This window comes from Paenibacillus sp. Pae15, from assembly GCF_024519685.1.
In the GTDB taxonomy this organism is placed as follows: domain Bacteria; phylum Bacillota; class Bacilli; order Paenibacillales; family NBRC-103111; genus Paenibacillus_G; species Paenibacillus_G naphthalenovorans.
In genome coordinates this window covers 42,669-61,893 of the sequence record NZ_JALJRM010000008.1, presented here as the reverse complement: position 1 = coordinate 61,893, position 19,225 = coordinate 42,669, and the positions used below count along the sequence as shown (strand labels likewise).

Annotated in this window: 18 protein-coding genes; 15 read left to right on the top strand and 3 right to left on the bottom strand. The window is 50.3% G+C overall.

From position 1 onward, the window contains the following. Window positions 1-94 precede the first annotated feature (94 nt). From NR121_RS08955 to NR121_RS08895, 13 genes are all read left to right on the top strand, one after another. A complete protein-coding gene (locus NR121_RS08955; protein WP_062409528.1) occupies window positions 95-1,102 on the top strand; it encodes a LacI family DNA-binding transcriptional regulator in 1,008 nt (335 codons plus the stop codon). A gap of 228 nt (window positions 1,103-1,330) precedes the next feature. Then, a complete protein-coding gene (locus NR121_RS08950) occupies window positions 1,331-2,653 on the top strand; it encodes an ABC transporter substrate-binding protein (RefSeq protein WP_062409527.1) in 1,323 nt (440 codons plus the stop codon). Between the two features lie 87 nt (window positions 2,654-2,740). Then, window positions 2,741-4,063, top strand: a complete 1,323-nt coding sequence (locus NR121_RS08945) for a carbohydrate ABC transporter permease (RefSeq protein WP_174351107.1) — start codon at window positions 2,741-2,743, stop codon at window positions 4,061-4,063. A 10-nt stretch (window positions 4,064-4,073) separates the two neighbouring features. Then, complete coding sequence (locus NR121_RS08940) at window positions 4,074-4,901, top strand: carbohydrate ABC transporter permease (RefSeq protein ID WP_062409525.1); 828 nt, start codon at window positions 4,074-4,076, stop codon at window positions 4,899-4,901. A gap of 51 nt (window positions 4,902-4,952) precedes the next feature. Continuing rightward, window positions 4,953-6,299: a sulfatase family protein gene (locus NR121_RS08935; protein WP_054817454.1), complete on the top strand. Its 1,347-nt coding sequence runs from the start codon at window positions 4,953-4,955 to the stop codon at window positions 6,297-6,299. A gap of 141 nt (window positions 6,300-6,440) precedes the next feature. After that, window positions 6,441-6,662 (top strand): hypothetical protein, encoded by a 222-nt coding sequence (locus tag NR121_RS08930; protein WP_054817455.1) that lies wholly within the window; start codon window positions 6,441-6,443, stop codon window positions 6,660-6,662. Window positions 6,663-6,774: 112 nt separating this feature from the next. Next, a complete protein-coding gene (locus NR121_RS08925) occupies window positions 6,775-7,788 on the top strand; it encodes a LacI family DNA-binding transcriptional regulator (protein WP_137670810.1) in 1,014 nt (337 codons plus the stop codon). Between the two features lie 194 nt (window positions 7,789-7,982). Next, window positions 7,983-9,299 carry an extracellular solute-binding protein gene (locus NR121_RS08920; RefSeq protein ID WP_062409521.1) on the top strand — a complete coding sequence of 439 codons (1,317 nt, stop codon included), beginning with the start codon at window positions 7,983-7,985 and terminating at the stop codon, window positions 9,297-9,299. 60 nt (window positions 9,300-9,359) lie between these two features. Continuing rightward, window positions 9,360-10,295, top strand: coding sequence for a carbohydrate ABC transporter permease (locus NR121_RS08915; protein WP_235594146.1), 936 nt, complete (start codon window positions 9,360-9,362; stop codon window positions 10,293-10,295). Then, window positions 10,292-11,110, top strand: a complete 819-nt coding sequence (locus NR121_RS08910; protein WP_062409520.1) for a carbohydrate ABC transporter permease — start codon at window positions 10,292-10,294, stop codon at window positions 11,108-11,110. Before NR121_RS08915 ends, NR121_RS08910 begins: the two co-directional genes overlap by 4 nt. A 32-nt stretch (window positions 11,111-11,142) precedes the next feature. Then, the gene (locus NR121_RS08905) at window positions 11,143-11,907 is read left to right on the top strand and encodes a sugar phosphate isomerase/epimerase family protein (RefSeq protein ID WP_062409519.1); all 765 of its coding nucleotides are present in this window, start codon (window positions 11,143-11,145) and stop codon (window positions 11,905-11,907) included. Window positions 11,908-11,939: 32 nt separating this feature from the next. Then, window positions 11,940-12,962: a Gfo/Idh/MocA family protein gene (locus NR121_RS08900; RefSeq protein WP_256831087.1), complete on the top strand. Its 1,023-nt coding sequence runs from the start codon at window positions 11,940-11,942 to the stop codon at window positions 12,960-12,962. Window positions 12,963-13,199: 237 nt separating this feature from the next. After that, entirely contained in the window at window positions 13,200-14,537 is a 1,338-nt protein-coding gene (locus tag NR121_RS08895; protein WP_062409517.1) for a DRTGG domain-containing protein, read from the top strand. A gap of 200 nt (window positions 14,538-14,737) precedes the next feature. On the opposite strand, the gene NR121_RS08890 is transcribed toward NR121_RS08895, so the two are convergent. Beyond that, complete coding sequence (locus NR121_RS08890) at window positions 14,738-15,052, bottom strand: YbjQ family protein (protein ID WP_054817456.1); 315 nt, start codon at window positions 15,050-15,052, stop codon at window positions 14,738-14,740. Window positions 15,053-15,135: 83 nt separating this feature from the next. After that, the gene (locus NR121_RS08885) at window positions 15,136-15,582 is read right to left on the bottom strand and encodes a DUF6376 family protein (protein WP_054817457.1); all 447 of its coding nucleotides are present in this window, start codon (window positions 15,580-15,582) and stop codon (window positions 15,136-15,138) included. A gap of 460 nt (window positions 15,583-16,042) precedes the next feature. Here NR121_RS08885 and NR121_RS08880 point away from each other — a divergent pair, with 460 nt between their 5' ends. Beyond that, window positions 16,043-17,485, top strand: coding sequence for a nicotinate phosphoribosyltransferase (locus NR121_RS08880; protein ID WP_054817458.1), 1,443 nt, complete (start codon window positions 16,043-16,045; stop codon window positions 17,483-17,485). Window positions 17,486-17,601: 116 nt separating this feature from the next. After that, window positions 17,602-17,964: an ArsR/SmtB family transcription factor gene (locus NR121_RS08875; protein ID WP_054817459.1), complete on the top strand. Its 363-nt coding sequence runs from the start codon at window positions 17,602-17,604 to the stop codon at window positions 17,962-17,964. Between the two features lie 91 nt (window positions 17,965-18,055). Here the strand turns inward: NR121_RS08875 and NR121_RS08870 are convergent, their stop codons facing one another. After that, window positions 18,056-19,120 carry a M23 family metallopeptidase gene (locus tag NR121_RS08870; protein ID WP_256831085.1) on the bottom strand — a complete coding sequence of 355 codons (1,065 nt, stop codon included), beginning with the start codon at window positions 19,118-19,120 and terminating at the stop codon, window positions 18,056-18,058. Window positions 19,121-19,225 lie beyond the last annotated feature (105 nt).

Genomic DNA, 19,225 nt, shown 5'->3' with positions numbered 1-19,225 from the left:
GGTATTTTTCAAGAGGAGTATAATTAATATACAGAATGAAAAGGTTTTCAGAAAATTTTCATTATACCCATTTTGCTTGGCGAGGTAACGCGGCATGAGATCAAACATTAAAGATGTAGCCAAGTTGGCGGACGTTTCGATCAGTACGGTTTCCAGAGTATTGAACTCGCCGAATCTGGTAGCCGAAGAGACCAGGGACAAAGTGTTCAAGGCGATAGCGGAGCTCAACTATACGCCGAATGCATTGGCCAGAGGCCTGATTCATAAGCGGACGCAAACCTTGGGCGTGCTTATTCCCGACATCTCCAATTTATTTTACGCGGAGATACTGCGGGGGATGGAGGATACGGCGCACCGGCTGGACTATAATCTCATTTTGTGCAATACGGATAACAACAAACCCCGTCTGCTGGCAAGTTTAAAAGTGCTGAAGGAAAAACAAATCGATGGTCTGATTTTTACAAGTGAACCCATCTATCCGGACTACAACGAGCTGTTCCAGCAGCTTCAGATCCCTGTCGTTTTGGCGGCCACACACAGCCTGGAATTTGAAATTCCATCGGTAAAAGTGAACGATGAACAGGCGGGATTTGAGGCGACCGAATATTTGATCCGCAACGGGCATCGCCGAATAGGAATGATTGCAGGATCCATGATGGATCCGGTTACCGCTGTTCCCAGACTGCAGGGGTTCATGCGGGCATTGCGCACCTACAATATCGAGGCCGATTATGAGACCTGCGTACAAAACGGCAACTACCGCTTTGAGGACGGTTATGAAGCCATGGGCAGGCTGCTGCAAAAATCTCCGGATCTCACGGCTGTCTTTGCGTCGAGCGATGAACGGGCATTGGGGGCTATTTCTTATTGCCACGAGCACGGCATTAAGGTTCCCGACGATCTGTCCGTGATTGGTTTTGATAATACGCGGCTTGCGGTGATGTGTTTTCCCAAATTAACCACGATCGCACAGCCTCTCTACCAAATTGGCCAATTGGCCGTGGAGAAGCTGGATAACTTGGTTCAAGGCAAACAGGTTGGCGAATTAAGAACCTATATTGCTCATGAACTGGTGGAGCGGCAATCTGTGGCAAAAATTTAAATGGAGGATAGCCGCAGGACTGAAAAGCTTTTCATTCATGAATAGCATAATTTTAATGTTATTAATGCATTTATTAAGAGAAATGACTTTTCTTATGGATGAAAAGCTTTTCATTAAAATCATTTGGCTATGGGGGGATGCAAGGGAGTTTATCGGAATGGGTCGTGCTTCTGAGGGTTTACTGAACATGAAACAATGAAAGAATGTATGGTACAGAGGAGGAAAAAAATGAAGTTGTGGAAAAAATCCTTAGTATTCGGATTGGTTATGACGAGTATGATTACTCTGAGCGCTTGCGGAGGCGCACAGGATAACGGTTCAAGCAGCAATCCATCCGGCAGTGACAACCAGTCATCGGCTGCAAATGAGGGAAATAAGGCAGAGAAGGTGAAGATTGTTTTTGCCCAGGGGAACGATCAGACCCCCGCTACAAAAAAATTGATCGATGCTTTTCATGCCAAGCATCCGAACATTGAAGTGGAGCTGCGCGATTTTCCTAACAATTCAACGCAGATGCACGATCAATACGTTACCATTTTAGGCGGACAATCTTCTGAAATCGACGTGATGAACCTCGATGTCGTCTGGCCTGCCGAATTCGCCCAAGCCGGCTTTTTGCTTCCGCTCGACCGTTTTATCCAGGAGGATAAGATTGATCTGAGCAACTATTTGCAGGGCGGCATAGACGCCGGTTATTTTGCCGGTCAGCAATGGGCGCTTCCGCGTTATAACAATGCCGGCTTGTTATACTACCGTAAAGATCTTGTGAAATCGCCGCCGAAAACCTGGGATGAGCTTATTCAGCAAGCCAATGAGCTGAAGGGTCAAGGCGGGACGAAATACGGGTATGTTTATCAGGCCAAGCAATACGAGGGTCTTGTCGTTAACTTCACCGAGCTGGCTGCTGCTTATGGCGGACAAGTATATGACGACAAAGGGAACGTTTCCATCAACAGCGCAAATACCATTAAAGGACTGAACAAGCTGATCGAAATCTCGAAATCGGGATTTGTGCCGACTGATATCAAAACCTTCACCGAGCTTGAAACACGTAACGCTTTTATAGAAGGCGCGGCTGTGTTTGCACGCCATTGGCCGGCTTTGTATGCCCAGGCGATCGATCCGAAAGTGTCTAAAATTGCCGATAAGGTAGGCATCGCTCCGCTTCCGGCCGGAGATGTGAAGTCTGCGGCGGCGCTGGGCGGATGGTTTGCCGCGATCAATAAATATTCGAAACATCCGCGTGAAGCGTGGGAGTTCTTGAAATTCATGGTGGGCCCGGAAGGCCAAAAAATTATTGCGATCGACAGTACGCAGACACCGACCTATTTGCCGCTCTTTGATGATCCGGATGTGCAAAAAGCAAGCCCGCTGTTTGCCAACCGCGAGTTTGTAGAGGGACTTAGCGCTGCTGTTCCGAGACCTATTACGCCGCTGTATGCCAAAATTTCCGATATCATCCAAGTCGAAGTATCCAAGGCCATCGCCGGCGAACAAACTGCCGAACAAGCTGTACAAAACATGGAACAGAAAATCAAAGCGGCGAAATAAACGCACATCATATCAACCTGAATACGGTCGGGAGCCGTCTCCATATGGCTCCCGACTGTTCAAAAGCTTAATGGAAGTGGGTGTTCCATGAACCCGGGAAACAAGAACAAAGCCCGCCGGTATTGGTTTTCGGAGAAACATGCGGGGTACTATTTGGTGCTGCCGGCGTTCATCATGATTTTCCTGATTGCAGTCTGGCCCGTAGCCCGTTCGTTTTGGATCAGCCTGTACGACGTCCGCCTGAACGATCCCGCCAAATCGGCCATGCACAACAGCTATTCCATTGATATGGAACGGTACGTGGGTACGATTAACGTTTTGTTCAATGTACTGGACAATGAAGCGCGCAGCGCCGCCGGCACCGCGAAAGAGGATATCCGCCGGATTGCCGCCGATGTTAAGCAGTTGGCTGGAAAGTTGAACGAGGAGAGCATTGTCAAGGAACGTTATGATCAGGTGGATCAGCTGCTGTATGATTTCAAGCCGGTGCCTGATGCTTTGAAATATGCTGAAATCGATAATCAAACCGCGGTCGATGTCCGCTCGGGACTGACCCGAATCGAAGAGCGTCTTCACCAATTAAAGTCTCAAGATGCGTTAAAAAGACCGGATGATTCCATCGGTTTGGTCAAGGCGTTTCAGTCTTCATTTGTAGAGCCGAACTTTATCGGGCTGGAGCATTATCGTTACTTTCTGACGGACCGGCGAATGTGGGATTCGCTTGCCAATACGACGCTGTTTAGCGTGTTTTCCGTCTCCATCGAACTGGTGCTTGGACTGATGATCGCCCTCCTGATCAACCAACCCTTCAAGGGCCGCGGGCTTGCCAGGGCCGCTATACTGATTCCCTGGGCAACGCCGACGGCCATTTCGGGAATGATCTGGTCCTACATGTATGACGGCCAAAGCGGCATTTTTGCGAAATGGCTGACGGATCTCGGCATCATTTCCGACATGGGGATGCTAATGTCCACGAAAGCCGGGGCGTTATTCGCCGTCATTTTTGCCGATGTGTGGAAAACGACTCCGTTTATCGCGCTGCTGCTCTTCGCCGGACTTCAGACCATACCCGATTCCTTGTATGAAGCGGCTCAGGTAGACGGCGCCACCAAATGGCAGCGGTTTTTCCGGATCACGCTGCCCATGTTAAAATCGACGATTCTGGTAGCGCTCCTGTTCAGGACGCTGGACGCCTTCCGGGTATTTGACCTGATTTATGTATTAACCGGCGGCGGACCGGCGAACTCTACGGAGTCCATCTCTATTTATGCATATAAAACGATGTTTGCCCAGCTTAATTTTGGAGCGGGATCGGCTTTGTCGGTCATTGTGTTCCTATGCATTGCGATCATTTGCATGATCTACGTTAAAATTCTCGGTTCGGATATCATCGCCAAGCGCGGGGGATAGGGGGAAGCACATGCGCAAAAAAGCGGGTTTCGGATTTCACATATTGTTGTTCATGTTTATATTTGCGGTGTTGTTTCCATTTCTATGGACCTTCCTCGCATCTATAAAATCTCCGTCAGAGCTGTTCGGTGAATCTGCTTTTCGGATCATTCCCCAGCAACCGACGTTGGATAACTATATTTACGCGTTTACGGCGCATCCGCTTGCGCGTTACATTGTGAACAGCCTGACGGTCGCTCTGCTGACGACGGTATACAGTTTGTTCGTTGCGTCCTTCGCCGCATATGCCATCGCACGGCTGCACTTTTACGGGAAAACGTTATTTCTGGGGCTGCTGCTTGCTGTTTCGATGTTTCCTCAGATTGCTACGATTTCGCCTATTTTTCTATTTATGCAGTCAACGGGACTCCGCAATACGTATTTAGGGCTGGTAATCCCTCATACGACATTTGCTCTTCCGCTTGCGATATGGTATATGACCACTTTTTTCAAGAAGATCCCTGTGGAATTGGAAGAGGCTGCAAAGATTGACGGCGCAACGCTCATGCAAACCTTTCGCAAAGTCATCCTGCCGCTTGCTGTGCCGGGGATGTTCACGACGGCCATTATCGTATTTATCGATTCCTGGCATGAGTTTCTCTTTTCGCTTACGATCAACACGAAGCAAAGCATGATGACGGTACCCGTCGGTATCGCGATGTTTCAAGGGGAATATACGTTTCCTTGGGGAGAAATTACTGCGGCTACCGTCAGTGTGACAGTGCCGATTGTTATTCTTGTCCTTATTTTTCAAAAGCGGATCGTTTCCGGTCTGACATCCGGTGCGGTCAAAGAATGAGCCTGCAATTCGCGGCTTAGGTGATGATGAATGCCAGAAGGAGTATGATCAATGAATAAACCAAACATTCTTCTCATGATATCGCATGATACGGGAAGATATTTAGGCTGTTACGGACGACCTGTAGAAACGCCGAATCTCGACGGTTTGGCCGCTCAGGGCGTTCTTTTCGACAACTATTTTTGTCCGGCGCCCCAATGCAGTCCCAGCAGGGGAAGCGTCATTACCGGACGTTACCCGCATAATCACGGCATGATTGGGCTTGCCCATCTTGGATTTTCCATTCGTGACGGCGTGGCTACGCTGCCGATGGAACTCCGCAAGGAAGGGTATCAAACGGCTTTGATCGGGTTAAGCCATGAGACGATCGGGGAGCCCGGCGGGACGAACTTTTCTTCGGGCAAGGCACTCGGTTATGAGGAAGTCATTTCCGTCCCGGGCGACAGAGCTCCTGCGGTTGGTGAACGAACCGCCGCCTTTTTAAGAGAAAAGGCGAAGGAGGGCGGGAAGCCGTTTTTTGCCTCTGTCGGTTTTTTTGAAACGCACCGGGATTTCGATGAATATGAGCATGCCGCGGACCCTAGGGAAAAGGCCGTTCCCCCGGCTTATCTTCCGGATACGCCGGATGTGCGCGATGATTTCGCCCTGCTTCACGGTTCGGCCAAGACGCTTGATCTTGGCGTCGGACGTATTCTGAATGCCTTGAAAGAAACGGGGCTGGACGAGAACACGGTCGTCATCTACACGACGGATCACGGCATAGCGTTCCCCCGGGCCAAAGGCACCCTGTTCGACAGCGGATTGGAGACCGCACTGATTATATCGTGGCCGAAGCAATGGGCAGGGGGCAGGACAGAGCGGCAGCTGCTTTGCAATATCGATTTAATGCCGACCCTTCTGGAATTGGCCGGAGCTCCGCTGCCCGCCGACCTTGACGGACGAAGCTTCCTGCCGCTGCTCGAAGGGAAAGAGGATTCCGTACGGGACCATTTTTTCTGCGAGCTGACGTGGCATGATTTGTACCACCCTATGCGCGGAATCCGCACGGAACGGTACAAATATATCCGCAACTTTGAGCCGGGGCCGTCCGTTTACTTGCCGCTGGATATTCACCGCAGCCTGTCCGGGCGTGCAGTAAGGGACGAATATTACGTGCCCAATGTCCCCGAGGAACTGTATGATCTGTCCCAGGATCCGCTTGAAACCAACAACTTGGCCGGAGATCCGGCATTCAGGGATATACTGCTTGAGCTGCGTGAACGCGTAGAGCGCAGAATGCGGGAAACGAATGATCCGCTGTTAAAAGGCAAGGTACCGGGCGTACCGGCTCCCGAATGGGATTCGGAATACCGGAACGGTACGGCTTATGCCGCTAAGGGAAGTAACGCCTCCAGGTAAGTAACCGGGCGAATAACCCCCTTTTTTCCTGAAGCGCCGCATGATTGAAAAGACCGTTATTCACCGGAATACGGTCTTTTTTCATTGTCCGCTGCAGAGGTCATTATGATACAATGAGTTAAAAAATGCAGGAGAGCAAACATGGAACAATATCAAACCTTAATCGGAGTCGTGCTGGAGAAGCTGGATCAAACGTATAAGGATTTAAAGTTTAACTATCAGGGGCTTGACAGTATTCTGGGCGATCATTCGCCCGAGGAGATTGCCAATACGCCCGAGCTGATCACGATAACCGATTTGCGGGATGCGTATGGCGAATTCATTCAATGCATAGAGAGGCGTTTCCCGGGAATAAAAAGCTGAAAATCCAGATTTTGTATTGACGATGGAAATATCTTGTATTAGAATCTTTGTAAACGCATACATGTAATGGATTACATTCGATGCGGCAAGGGATAAAGAAGGGGGTGTCGGAATGCGAAAGGTGACGATGGATGATGTAGCTAAACGATGCAAGTTATCCGTCGCGACCGTATCACGCGTCTATACCAATCCGGAGAAAGTCTCCCCGAAAAATCGCGAGAAGGTATATCGGGCTATTGAGGAGCTGAATTACCAACCGAATATGTTGGCCCGCAATCTTAGAAAGCTGCAAACCAACAGTATTTTGGTTGTGATCCCCAACATTATGAACACGTTTTTTTCTTACATCTTAAAATCCATACAGAATGCGGCATTTGAGAACGGTTATCAGGTTCTGTTAGGAGATACCGACAAATCGCCGGAGATGGAAGAAAAATATTTGCACCTGCTGCAGCAAAAAATGGTTGATGGCGTGATTTTTTTGTATCCTCGCATGCATCCCTCAGCAATACAGCGTGTAATAGACAAGCACCCTGTTGTGATTGTAGGGCACCAAGAGACACCCGCAGACATTCCTTTTGTAATCAATAACAACCGCTTAAGCTCACAAACGGCAACCGAACATCTCATCCGGTTGGGCCACCGCAGAATCGCCTATTTTTCCGGCCCCCTTGGACTTTCCTTGAGCAAGGAGCGGCAGGAAGGCTTTTTCTCCGCGATGGAAGCCCATGGATTGGCTGTCGATGAATCCCTGGTTTGTGAAGGAGACTTTTATTTTCAATCCGGCTATGACCTGGCCTTGCAGATGCTGGCCTCCCCCAACCCTCCTACGGCATTGGTAGCGGCAAGTGATGAAATGGCCATTGGGGCTATGAAAGCAGCCAGAAAACTGGGGATATCCATCCCGGATGAATTTGCGGTGGTCGGATTTGACGACATCAAAATGGCATTGATCTGTGAACCGCCGTTGACTACAATGGCACAGCCTAAAGAGGACTTGGGCAGAATATCGGTAGAAATGCTGATCCGCATGATGAAGGGTGAGCCTTTAAGCAGCAAACATGTGATTCTGAATGACGAGTTAGTCATCCGCGAATCCTGCGGATTTCATTTAAACCGTTTGTAATCGATTACAATACAACAAGGTTCGTGTCCGCTTTCAGGACATGAACAAACGATTGATTTGTAATCGATTACAAATCAATCCCGATGCAAACACAAAACCATACGGCTTGAAGGGGGTGATGAAGCGATCCCATTAACGGGCTCCATTTTTCGGTGTTGTTTTATCCTTCATTACCATGTTCAGGAGGGTTTGGAATGAAAAAAACAATGGTCATGTTAAGTGCCATCTCCCTTATTTTGGCGGCTTGCAGCAGTTCCACAACACCAACGAGCCAACAAGGAAGCACATCCGGAACGTCATCCGGCACCCCGGCGGCAGGAGGAAATAGCGGAGGCAAGAAAACGCTGGAGTTTTGGTATATCGATCCCGGCGAGAAAGAAAAAGTATATTTGGAAGCGGTAGAACGTTTCAAAGCGAAGCATCCGGACGTCGAAGTCAAAACGCTGCAAACGCCAAATGACACCTATAAACAAAAATTTGCTGTAGCGATGACCGGAGGCAATCCGCCCGATGTGTTCCATTCGTGGGGCGGCGGATGGCTGAAAGAGTTTGTCGGTCAGAACAATGTTTTGGAAATTACGGGTCAGTTCGATTCGAGCCTTTATAACCAACAGGCTTTAGCCAATGCGACCTTCGACAATAAAGTATACGGGCTGCCATTGGGGCTTTCCCTGTCCGTGTTCTGGTACAATAAAGAGATATTTGCCAAACATCAGATCAACCCCCCTGCTACTTGGGAGGAGTTCTTGAATGTCGTCGATACGCTGAAGCAAAATAAAGTCATCCCGATCGCATTGGCCAACCAGCCCAAATGGCCGGGGGCTTACTACTTGATGTATTTGGCTGACCGCGCGGAAGGTCCGGAGCTGTTCAACCATGCGTTCGCACGTCAGGGCCGCGGCTTTGACGATCCGGGCTATGTGAAGGCAGGGCAGTACATTCAAGAGCTTTCCAAACGCGAAGCGTTTAACAAAGGCTTCAACGGCATTGCCTACGATGCGGGTCAAGGACGCCAGCTGATGTACACGGGGCAAGCGGCCATGATGCTGATGTCCAATGCGTTCGTAAATAACATGCGGGCGGAAGCGCCGAGCTTTGAGGCCAAATTGGATTTCTTCCCGTTCCCGACGCTGCCGGGAGGCAAAGGCGATCCGGGCAACCTTCAAGCCACCACGGCTCCGGTATGGTCCGTATCCAAGAAGTCGGCCAACCCGGATTTGGCTATCGAATTGATTAAGGAATTGACCAGCCTGGAAACCGCACAAGCTTATTCGGATCGTACGGCTTCTCCTGTTGCGATCAATGGAGTAACTTACAAAGACGTATACGCTAAACGGCTGGCCGAAATGGCGGCGAATGCCAAAGCGATGTTTTGGCCTTATGACCAAACGCTGCCGGCGGAATTGGCCGAGCTGCATAAGGATACGACGCAGGCCTTGTTCGGATTGTCGATTACTCCGGAGGAAGCGGCGAAACGAATGGAAGAAAAAGCGAAGCAAATCTTGAAGTAAAGCAGGACGGGGGGATTCTCCCCCTATCTTCTCAACCTGTGCAGGAAGGATGTGGGGAACTTGCAAAAAACAGAATATTCTTACCCTGCAGCGACTTCGCTGAGCCCGGGCCGAAAAAAACAATTCGATAAAAGGTTGACCATTTGCTTGTTTCTTGCGCCGGCACTGATCGTTTACTGCATTTACATCCTGTATCCGATATTCGGGACGGCTCAATACAGCTTTTATCAATGGAAGGGCGGAGCGGATAAAACCTTTATCGGGTTGCAAAATTATACCGTTCTTTTTTCGGATCCTGTTTTTTGGAAAGCGTTTCTGAATAACGTCAAAATCATTTTTACCTCGGTTTTTCTTCAAATTCCATTGGGGTTGATCATGGCGTTGATTTTGTTTGCTCCCATACGGGGCAAGCGTTTGTTTCAGACGATTTACTTCATGCCTTTTTTGATGTCGACGGTAGCCATTGGTATGCTGTGGATCTTCATGTTTGATCCCTTGAATGGCGTGGTCAACCGTTTGATCAGTCTGTTCGGCTTCGAATATGTCGCTTGGCTCAGCGAAGAGAAGACGGCGATGAGCGCTATCTTATTGGTCATTGTTTGGCAGTACGCGCCCTTTTACATGATTTTGTTTAAAGCGGCGATCGTCGGGATTTCGGAGGATCTGTACGAGGCGGCAAGCATAGACGGAGCGAGCGCGTTTGAACGATTTTGGCATATTACGCTTCCGCTTCTTCTGCCGACGATCGTGACTTCATCGACTTTGGCCATTGTCGGTTCGTTAAAAGCGTTCGACATCTTCTATATTATGACGGGTGGAGGACCGAACGGCAGTACGGAGCTGCTGGGTACCTACATGTACAAACAGGCGTTTATTCATTTTGATATGGGCTATGGCAGTGCGGTGGCCTTTATGATGTTCCTGCTGGCATTCATAGCAGCGGGCGTCATCCAAGTTATGGAAGCCGGCCGCAAGAAGAAGGGGGCGATGCCATGACGGCGACGATCAGGCTTGTTCCCCAGTACATCCTTGCCGTTGCGCTGCTGGTCTTTACGGGATACCCGTTCCTATATATGGTTGCGACCTCCTTCAAAACGCAGGAACAATTTTTTATGGATCCGTTCTCGTTGTTCACGTCGATTCAATTCTCCAACTATATCCTGGCGTTTGAAAATGGACTTGTGGCGTATTTCTTCAACAGCGTCATCGTTACATCGATATCGGTTGCGCTTACCGTATTCATCGCAGCCTTGGCGAGCTATCCGCTGAGCAGATTGAAATTCCGCTGGAATAAGCCAGTATTCCTGCTGCTGGTGTCGGGTATGATGCTGCCTATTCACTCTACGCTGATTCCGATTTTTATTCTGACCCGCAATGCCGGTTTAAGTGACTCTCTTCCGGCTTTAATCGGTCCGTATGTCGCGTTTAGCTTACCGATCTCGATATTTATATTGACCCAGTTCATGTCGGAGCTTCCCCGCGAGGTGGAAGAAGCCGCAGAAATCGACGGCTGCGGTCATATGCGAATGTTTTGGAACGTTATTCTGCCGATGCTTACGCCTGCGGTGGCTACGATTGTGATCTACAATTTTATTCATATCTGGACGGAGTTTATTTTCGCTCTGGTCTTGATTTCGAGCCCGGAGAACATGACGCTGCCGCTCGGAATGCAGAAATTTTACGGAGAATTAACGGTGAATGTCCCCGCATTAATGGCCGCTCTGACTTTGGCTAGCTTACCGATCCTTACGGTTTATTTTATGGCCCAGGAAAAAATCGTTACGGGACTGACCGGCGGAGCGGTGAAATAATGGGATAACAATTCGGAGAGGGAGAGATTCCATTGAAACGAATGGGGATTGGCTTGCAAATGTATACGGTGCGTGACGAAACGGCCAAAGATTTCCGCAGTACGCTGCGTAAAGTCGCTGAGCTGGGGTACGAAGGGGTGGAGTTTGCCGGTTACGGCGACGTGCCCGCTGAAGAGATGAAGAGCTTGCTCCAAGAGTTGAATTTAAAAGCGATCGGCAGCCATGTGAGGTATCATCTTCTCCAGGACAATCTGGAGAACGAGATCGCCTATTTGAAGACCATTGGAGCTGAATATATCGTGTGCCCTAATATTCCTCAGGATGATCGAAGAGATTGGGAGCGGCATTTTTCCTTTTTTGAACAGGTTGCCCGGAAAGCGCAAAAGCATGGTCTGCAGTTCGCTTATCATAACCATGCCTTCGAATTTGAAGAGAAAGTAGGGGAGCAATTTGTCTTCGACGCGCTGTACGATGCGCTGCCTCCTGTTTTGGCCCAGGTGGAAATGGATCTTGGGTGGGTGCAATATATCGGTCAGGATCCGTTGGCGTATACCGCCAAATATTCGGGACGTCTTCCGCTGCTGCATTTGAAGGATTTCCGCTATGCCGAAGACGGCGGCATCGATACGCTGGAGCTTGGAAGAGGGATTATCCATCTGCCCGAGGTGCTTCAAGCCGCCTCGGATGCCGATGTCGAGTGGCTTATTGTGGAGCAGGACCGGTGTCAAAATCCGCCGCTTGAAAGTGTAGAGATCAGTATGCAATGGCTGCGTGAGAATTATTTGTCCCGTTTATAAAAAGGATAAAAGGATATGAGGAGGCTGAAATCATGAAAAAAATAAGAGTGGCCGTGATCGGCTGCGGCGCGATCGCGCAAAGAAGACATATCCCGGAGTATGCGGTGAATCCGAACGTGGAGCTGGTTGCTTTTTGCGACCCGATTCCCGATCGCGCGCAAATGTGCGCGGAGCCTTATTCTGCTCAAGCGTTCACCGATTATGAAGACATGCTGCGCGAGGTCAAGCCGGATGCGGTCAGTGTGTGTACGCCTAACATTCTGCATGCTCCGGCGACCATCGCCGCAGCCAACGCAGGGGCTCACGTCCTGGTAGAAAAACCGATAGCGGCAACCGAAGAGGAAGCGCAAGCGATGATCGAGGCGGCCAGGAGGAACGGGGTTTACTTGATGGTCGGACACAATCAAAGGCTGATGCCTCCGCATAGGAAAGCGAAGGAGATTCTGCAATCGGGTAAGCTCGGCAAAGTGCTGACTTTCCGGACCTCGTTCGGTCATCCCGGTCCGGAGAGGTGGAGTGTAGACGGACGGGACAGCTGGTTTTTCCGCAAGGATGAGGCGATCATGGGAGCAATGGGCGACCTTGGGGTGCATAAATCCGATCTGATCCGGTACTTTCTGGAAGACGAAGTGGCTGAAGTGGCTGCCATCATCGATACGCTGCACAAAGAAGATACGGCCGTCGATGATAACGCCGCCTGCGTGCTGCGGATGAAAAGCGGTGCGATCGGGACCTTGGCGGCCAGCTGGACGTACTACAAAGGCGAAGACAACAGCACCGTATTTTGGTGCGAGAACGGCGTCATGAAGGTGGGTACGCATCCGGAGGATCAGGTGATTGTCGAGCTGCGCGACGGTACTGTAGAACGGTACAAAGTCGGAGCCATCGCTACGAATGAGAAACAGACCGCAAGCGGCGTGATCGACGCCTTCGTAGATTGCCTTGTAACGGGCAAAGCACCGGATATCTCCGGGGAAGAAGGGCTGAAATCATTGAAGGTGATATTAGGCGCATTCCAATCTTATGCGACTGGCCAAATCGTCAAATTGTCATAGACAAGACACTGTGCGGCATCGTGGCAAACATTGGATAATCTGCTAATCCGCTAATCTGCGGCTGCACAGCAATAGGAAGCCTGAGGCGAGAGAACGCCCTGGGCTTTTTTCCATTCCGGGGACCTTAATGTGGAGGATATACCGGAAATCTGTTTCGGTCAGGCTGTTTTTTTGACACATCTATTATATAATAATTGAAAAACAGGATATTACAGTTTGCATGGAGGTGTTTCGGGAATGAGTGAAGAGCCGCAGGAGCTGCTCACCAAGCATGAGCAGATTATCCGATATATCGCCGAGCTTAACGTCGGGACGCGCATATCCGTACGCAAAATCGCCAAAGCGCTGGAGGTCAGCGAAGGAACCGCGTATCGCGCCATAAAGGAAGCGGAGAATCAGGGGCTTGTGAGTACGAAGGAGCGCACAGGAACCGTAAGGGTAGATCGCAAGCAGCGGCAAAATATCGACAAGCTGACCTTTGCGGAGGTGGTGAGCATGGTGGACGGCGAAGTGCTGGGCGGGGCTGGAGGATTGGAGAAAACGCTCCACAAGTTTGTCATCGGCGCCATGCAGCAGGATGCGATGATGCGGTACATCGAGCCCGGAAGCCTGCTGCTCGTAGGCAACCGCAACAAGGCTCATATGGGCGCGCTGGAGCAGGGCGCAGGGGTGCTCATTACCGGCGGATTCGATACCGCTCCGGAGGTGAAGCGGTTGGCGGATGAACTCGAATTGCCGCTGATCAGCAGCAGCTATGATACGTTCACCGTGGCGACAATGATCAACCGGGCCATCTACGACCGGCTGATCAAGAAGCAAATCATGCTGGTGGAGGATATCATCCGCACCGATGCCCCCGTCAGCAGCTTGCGCAGCTATAACACGGTTGCCGACATGGAAAAGCTGATGGAGGAGACGGGGTATAACCGGTTTCCGGTGGTGGATGAATGGAACCGGCCGATCGGGATTGTCACGACGAAGGATGTGGTCGGAGCGGAACCGGACCAGACGGTGGACCGGCTTATGACGCGCCATCCCATCACAATCCATCCGCAGGCTTCCGTCGCTTCCGCCGCGCATATCATGGTGTGGGAAGGCATCGAGCTCTTGCCGGTGATCGATACGAACCGCAAAATGATAGGGGTCATCAGCCGTCAGGAGGTGCTGAAGGCCATGCAGTACATCCAGATGCAGCCGCAAAACGGAGAAACCTTCGAGGATTTGATATGGTCGGGATTCGAGGACCGGAGAGACGACGAGGGCAAACTGTATTTCCGCGGGACGATCACGGCGCAGATGACGAATCATCTCGGCACGGTCTCCGAGGGTGTGCTGACCACCATCATGACACAGGTCGCTTACCGGACCGCCAAGGAGCATAAGAAGGGCGATCTCATTCTGGATAATTTCTCCGGTTATTTTCTGAAGCCGGTTCAAATCGACAGCGTCATTGAAATTTTTCCTACGGTTATTGAAGTCAGCCGGCGCTTTTGCAAGATTGATATTGAGATTTTCCACAGCGGCGCCCGCGTGGCCAAAGCCATGCTGACCGCCCGCGTTATTGAACAGTCTTAGGCGGTCGGTAAAACGGCAAAGGGACAGTCTGAAACGATCGCTCGCGGCGGGCGGAAGTCGATTGGGCCACGGCATTTTTGGCTCCATCATACCGGGCTGCCGATAATGGTCGCCGGATTTCGGCTCGAAATCGCACAGCTTGCCTTGCATAACTGAACTTAAAAAGAACCTGATGGTCATCTGCCGTCAGGTTCTTTGGATTATTCCGCATACACCGCGGTCCCGCTGACCGCTACCATTAACATGCCTTCCCGAATCACCTCGTAATCAATGTCAACGCCGACCACGGCATTGGCGCCTATACGTACGGCTTGGGATTTCATTTCCTCAATCGCAATATCGCGCGCTTCCTTCAGCTTGCTTTCGTAAGCTCCGGACCGGCCGCCGACAATATCGGTGATGGAAGCGAACAAGTCGCGTACGATATTGGCCCCCATAATGGCTTCGCCGTTGACTAAACCAAGATAACGGATAATCGTTTGACCTTCTAAGGTATTTGTGGTGGTCACAATCATGGAATCGACTCCTTCCCTAGAATAAACTGCATATATGGTATACGCCAATGACTGGAAAAGGATTCAGTAGAGTCCGCCGAAGCCTATCCAAGCTGCTTCAGCTGGTCTAAAATATTCGTAATTTGCCCGATCGTTTCCAATATGTTCGTGATTTGCAGCAGCTGTGGATCCCATACTCCTGATTGTATTTGCTCCACGGTATCGTTGATTCCTTTTTGCAGAGATTCATTATAAGCAATCAGCTGTTCATGAATTTGCAAAGCGATCTTCGGAGGCTCGATGCTGTTGAAATCCCGGATGCGCTGGTTCATGTCGTCCAGCTTTTGCAATAATTGCGCCCGTGCCTCCTCGTCGGTCAGAAGCTGTTTGGAAAGAGCGGAAACTTCCTCGGCGAACGTACCGGCTTGATGGATATAGTCGGTCGCCTGGTCTGCGTAATTGACGGATTGCTGAATATCGTTCAGCATTCCGCAACCGGACAACAGCAACGCAAGCAGGATAACCATTAGGGCGGCGCTTTTTTTCCACATGGTTCATTCTCCTCTCCTGATTTTGCAATCCGGTTGAAGTCCCGCTTACAAACAAAAGACCTTCACCGGACCGGACTGTACGGTAAAGGTCTCGCCAACAGCTCGCACTGCCGGCAAAGCCGGGGAGAACCGCTCTCCCGTAATGACGACTTTGCCTCTGGGCTACTCCCCTTTATAGTTATTTTTATTATAACGAACCCCAAAGCGCCGCGTCAAACCGGGCCGGTCTGCATTGGAGAAGGCGAAAACCGGGTAGACCGGGCGCATTCTTTCATGGAGCATTCTTGTTGATTCGGGCAATTTACGGTACTTTATATATAGCAGCTTCATCCCGGAAAATGAAGGTGCCTCGGGGGAGGCTCTGAAAGCGGTCATTCCCAATTCGTATCATCAGAATATATACATTCGATGTTTCAATCATGGCTGCATTGGCCATAGTTTTAATTAGGGAGTGAGCGAATTGAGTTATTCACATTTAACTCTGCATACGGATAAATATCAAATCAATATGATGTATGCCCATTGGGTGCAGGGGTCATTGAATAAAAAGGCCGTGTTTGAGGCTTACTTTAGAAAACTGCCGTTTGGCAACGGGTATGCCGTTTTTGCGGGCTTGGAGAGAATTGTAGATTATATCCGGCAGTTAACCTTCAGCGATGAGGATATTCATTATCTGAGGCAGCAGGAGGAGCGATATAAGGAAGGATTTTTGGACGAGCTGAAAAACTTCAGGTTTACCGGTAACATCCACGCCGTGCCGGAAGGGACGTTGGTTTTTCCGAATGAACCGTTAATTCGCGTTGAGGCCCGTATATTTGAAGCGCAGTTGATTGAAACCGCATTGCTGAACTTTATGAATTACCAAACGCTCATTGCAACCAAAGCGTCGCGGATCAAGCAGGTGGCTGCCAATGAGACCTTGCTTGAGTTTGGAACAAGAAGAGCGCAGGAGGCCGATGCGGCGGTGTGGGGGGCCAGAGCGGCCTATATTGCAGGCTTTGATGCGACTTCTAACTTGCGGGCCGGCATGCTGTTCGGCATTCCTACCAAGGGCACCCATGCCCATGCCTGGATCCAGGATCATGATACGGAAGAAGAAGCCTTCCAAAAATTCGCTGAAGCGCTTCCCGATCAGGTTTCTTTACTTGTGGACACTTATGATTCGGTAAAAAGCGGGATTCCTAATGCGATAAAAACGGCAAAACTGTTAGAGCAGCAGGGGAAAAGAATGAACTCCATCCGGATAGACAGCGGGGATCTGGCCTACATATCCAAGCAAGCCAGAGAAATGCTCGACCGTGCGGGACTTCCTTATGTAAAAATCATCGCCTCCAACGACATTGATGAAAATATTATCATTAACCTGAAGGCCCAACAAGCGAAAATAGACGTGTGGGGAGTGGGGACACAGTTAATTACCGCGGCGGACCAGCCGTCCTTGGGCGGTGTCTATAAACTCGTGGCAAGAGAAAAGAAAGGTGCATACGAGCCGGTGATCAAGATTTCAGGCAATCCGGAAAAAGTATCCAATCCGGGCATCAAAGAAATCTACCGCATTATCAATAAAGAGACGGGAAAAGCGGAAGCGGATTACATTGCTCAAAGTGACGAGACCGACGTGCGGCGGGGCAAGCCTCTGAAATTGTTTGATCCCCTGCAACCGTATAAAAATAAAATCATCACTAATTATGAGGGAGTCCCTCTTTTAAAACCTATTTATATCGATGGCGAGCTGGTTTATTCACTGCCGAAGCTGGAAGACATCCGTCGGTTTCACCAAGAACAGCTCCAGCTTTTTTGGCCGGAATATCTCCGCATATTGAATCCCGAATTGTACAGGGTTAATCTTAGCCCCGCGTCGTGGGCCCTAAAGATGAAGCTCATTCAAAAATACAACGGGTAATATGGATGGATATGGGAATTGTCTCAGCCTGTTGTGATGTCGGCGGCGTACCGTTCTGTTTTCTGCTATAATGATTGGACGGATAGTTAAGCTTACCAAAAAGGGGCGGTGGGGACATGGACAAATTCCTTAACGAACAATGCGATGATCCCTGCACGGGCACCGGTATGATTGCCGAATTGAAAAGAGATTTGATACCGGAACCGACTGCATCGGCGCTTGCCGATATATTCAAGGTGCTGGGGGACCCGACCCGGGTGAAAATTATATATACGCTGCTGGAAAAAGAGCTTTGTGTGCACGACCTGACACAAGTGCTGGATATGGGGCAGTCGGCGGTTTCCCATCAGCTGCGTTATCTGCGCAATCTGCGCATCGTGAAGCGGCGCAAAGCCGGCAAAACGGTATTCTACTCGCTGGATGATGAGCATATCGAACAAATTTTCGTTCAGATGCTTCAGCATGTGAAGCACGGATAATGCCCATGCGTTCCAGGGTCGATAAAACACCCCTGTGATCGACAAGCCGGCAGCGGCTGCCCTTCACAGGGGTGTTTCGTCATAGCATGATTTACCTCTTGCGCCGCATTCGCTCTTCGCGCTCCCACTTTCGCAAATGCGGATACGGGTCGAACGACCAATCGGTCAATCCATTGTCGCGGTAAAGCCCGTAATGCAGATGCGGTGGGAATTTGCCGGATGTTCCGGGCTTCCCGTAGCCGGAGCTGCCGACCCAGCCGACCACTTGGCCCGGTTTTACGACGTCGCCCAGCTTCACTTCTTTTTTGTTGAATCCGGACAAGTGGGCAAAGTAGTGATACACATTGTTCAAGTCACGGATGCCGATCCGCCAGCCTCCGTATGGGTTCCAGCCCATCACCTCGATAATGCCGTATGTTGCGCTGCGTACCGGTACTCCGTAGCCTGCGAACAGGTCCGTTCCTTCATGAATCCGGAATCCTCCCCAGCCGCGGCTGGCGCCCCACGTGCTCCGATAGGAGTAATTGGAGCCAAGCGGCATCACAAAGCAGTGCTCATGCAGGTCCAAGGTGTCGAATGTACCGTAAATCCGGGCGAATTGCTGAATTCGCTCCACGCTGCGGTTATTTTGATAGTATTCCCAGAGTCCAATGCGCAGATCCTCTTCGGCGGTTCCTTTGTTGAGCAGATAAGAAGCCATCGAATAAAGCCGGTCAAGATCGTTCATCCGATCCGCCAAGCCGTCGCCTGAACCGTCGCGGCCCATGCCGCCAAACAGCTTAATGCTTTGCTCGTTCATATCCTCATGGTCCGGATTGAACATTCCGCCCCATTGCAGATCTGTAAAATAGATGGCCACCAGACTGTCCTTGAGAGGCCTTTTCTTGGCCAAATTAATCGAGCGTTCATATTGATCGATGGCAGCCAAGTAATTCCAGGGAATGCCGGTTAACGCGCTCACCTTATCGAATAAATCTTTTCGTTCTGCAAATACCTCTTTCATCCCGGCTGCCTCTTTGCCGCTTTTGGGGGCAGACTTTGGGGATACGGCAGGGGCGGCTGCGGACGCTTGTTTCTCCACAGGCCAGAGCGCGGCGCTCGTCAAGGTCGTGCACACCAGCACGGCGGTTAGAGCCCGGGCATACCATGCGACCATAGGAAAGTTACCTCCTTCTAATGACATTCTCGATCCGGATATGCTGCTTCAATCCCTTTACAATGTTGATAGCATTACCTTTTGTGTATCGATAGGTTACGCTAA

What these genes read in the sequence shown, in the direction of transcription:
- NR121_RS08955 (WP_062409528.1), top strand. Translation starts at nt 95, where the DNA reads ATGAGATCAAACATTAAAGATGTAGCCAAGTTGGCGGACGTTTCGATC.
- NR121_RS08950 (WP_062409527.1), top strand. Translation starts at nt 1,331, where the DNA reads ATGAAGTTGTGGAAAAAATCCTTAGTATTCGGATTGGTTATGACGAGT.
- NR121_RS08945 (WP_174351107.1), top strand. Translation starts at nt 2,741, where the DNA reads ATGAACCCGGGAAACAAGAACAAAGCCCGCCGGTATTGGTTTTCGGAG.
- NR121_RS08940 (WP_062409525.1), top strand. Translation starts at nt 4,074, where the DNA reads ATGCGCAAAAAAGCGGGTTTCGGATTTCACATATTGTTGTTCATGTTT.
- NR121_RS08935 (WP_054817454.1), top strand. Translation starts at nt 4,953, where the DNA reads ATGAATAAACCAAACATTCTTCTCATGATATCGCATGATACGGGAAGA.
- NR121_RS08930 (WP_054817455.1), top strand. Translation starts at nt 6,441, where the DNA reads ATGGAACAATATCAAACCTTAATCGGAGTCGTGCTGGAGAAGCTGGAT.
- NR121_RS08925 (WP_137670810.1), top strand. Translation starts at nt 6,775, where the DNA reads ATGCGAAAGGTGACGATGGATGATGTAGCTAAACGATGCAAGTTATCC.
- NR121_RS08920 (WP_062409521.1), top strand. Translation starts at nt 7,983, where the DNA reads ATGAAAAAAACAATGGTCATGTTAAGTGCCATCTCCCTTATTTTGGCG.
- NR121_RS08910 (WP_062409520.1), top strand. Translation starts at nt 10,292, where the DNA reads ATGACGGCGACGATCAGGCTTGTTCCCCAGTACATCCTTGCCGTTGCG.
- NR121_RS08900 (WP_256831087.1), top strand. Translation starts at nt 11,940, where the DNA reads ATGAAAAAAATAAGAGTGGCCGTGATCGGCTGCGGCGCGATCGCGCAA.
- NR121_RS08895 (WP_062409517.1), top strand. Translation starts at nt 13,200, where the DNA reads ATGAGTGAAGAGCCGCAGGAGCTGCTCACCAAGCATGAGCAGATTATC.
- NR121_RS08890 (WP_054817456.1), bottom strand. Translation starts at nt 15,052, where the DNA reads ATGATTGTGACCACCACAAATACCTTAGAAGGTCAAACGATTATCCGT.
- NR121_RS08885 (WP_054817457.1), bottom strand. Translation starts at nt 15,582, where the DNA reads ATGTGGAAAAAAAGCGCCGCCCTAATGGTTATCCTGCTTGCGTTGCTG.
- NR121_RS08875 (WP_054817459.1), top strand. Translation starts at nt 17,602, where the DNA reads ATGGACAAATTCCTTAACGAACAATGCGATGATCCCTGCACGGGCACC.
- NR121_RS08870 (WP_256831085.1), bottom strand. Translation starts at nt 19,120, where the DNA reads ATGGTCGCATGGTATGCCCGGGCTCTAACCGCCGTGCTGGTGTGCACG.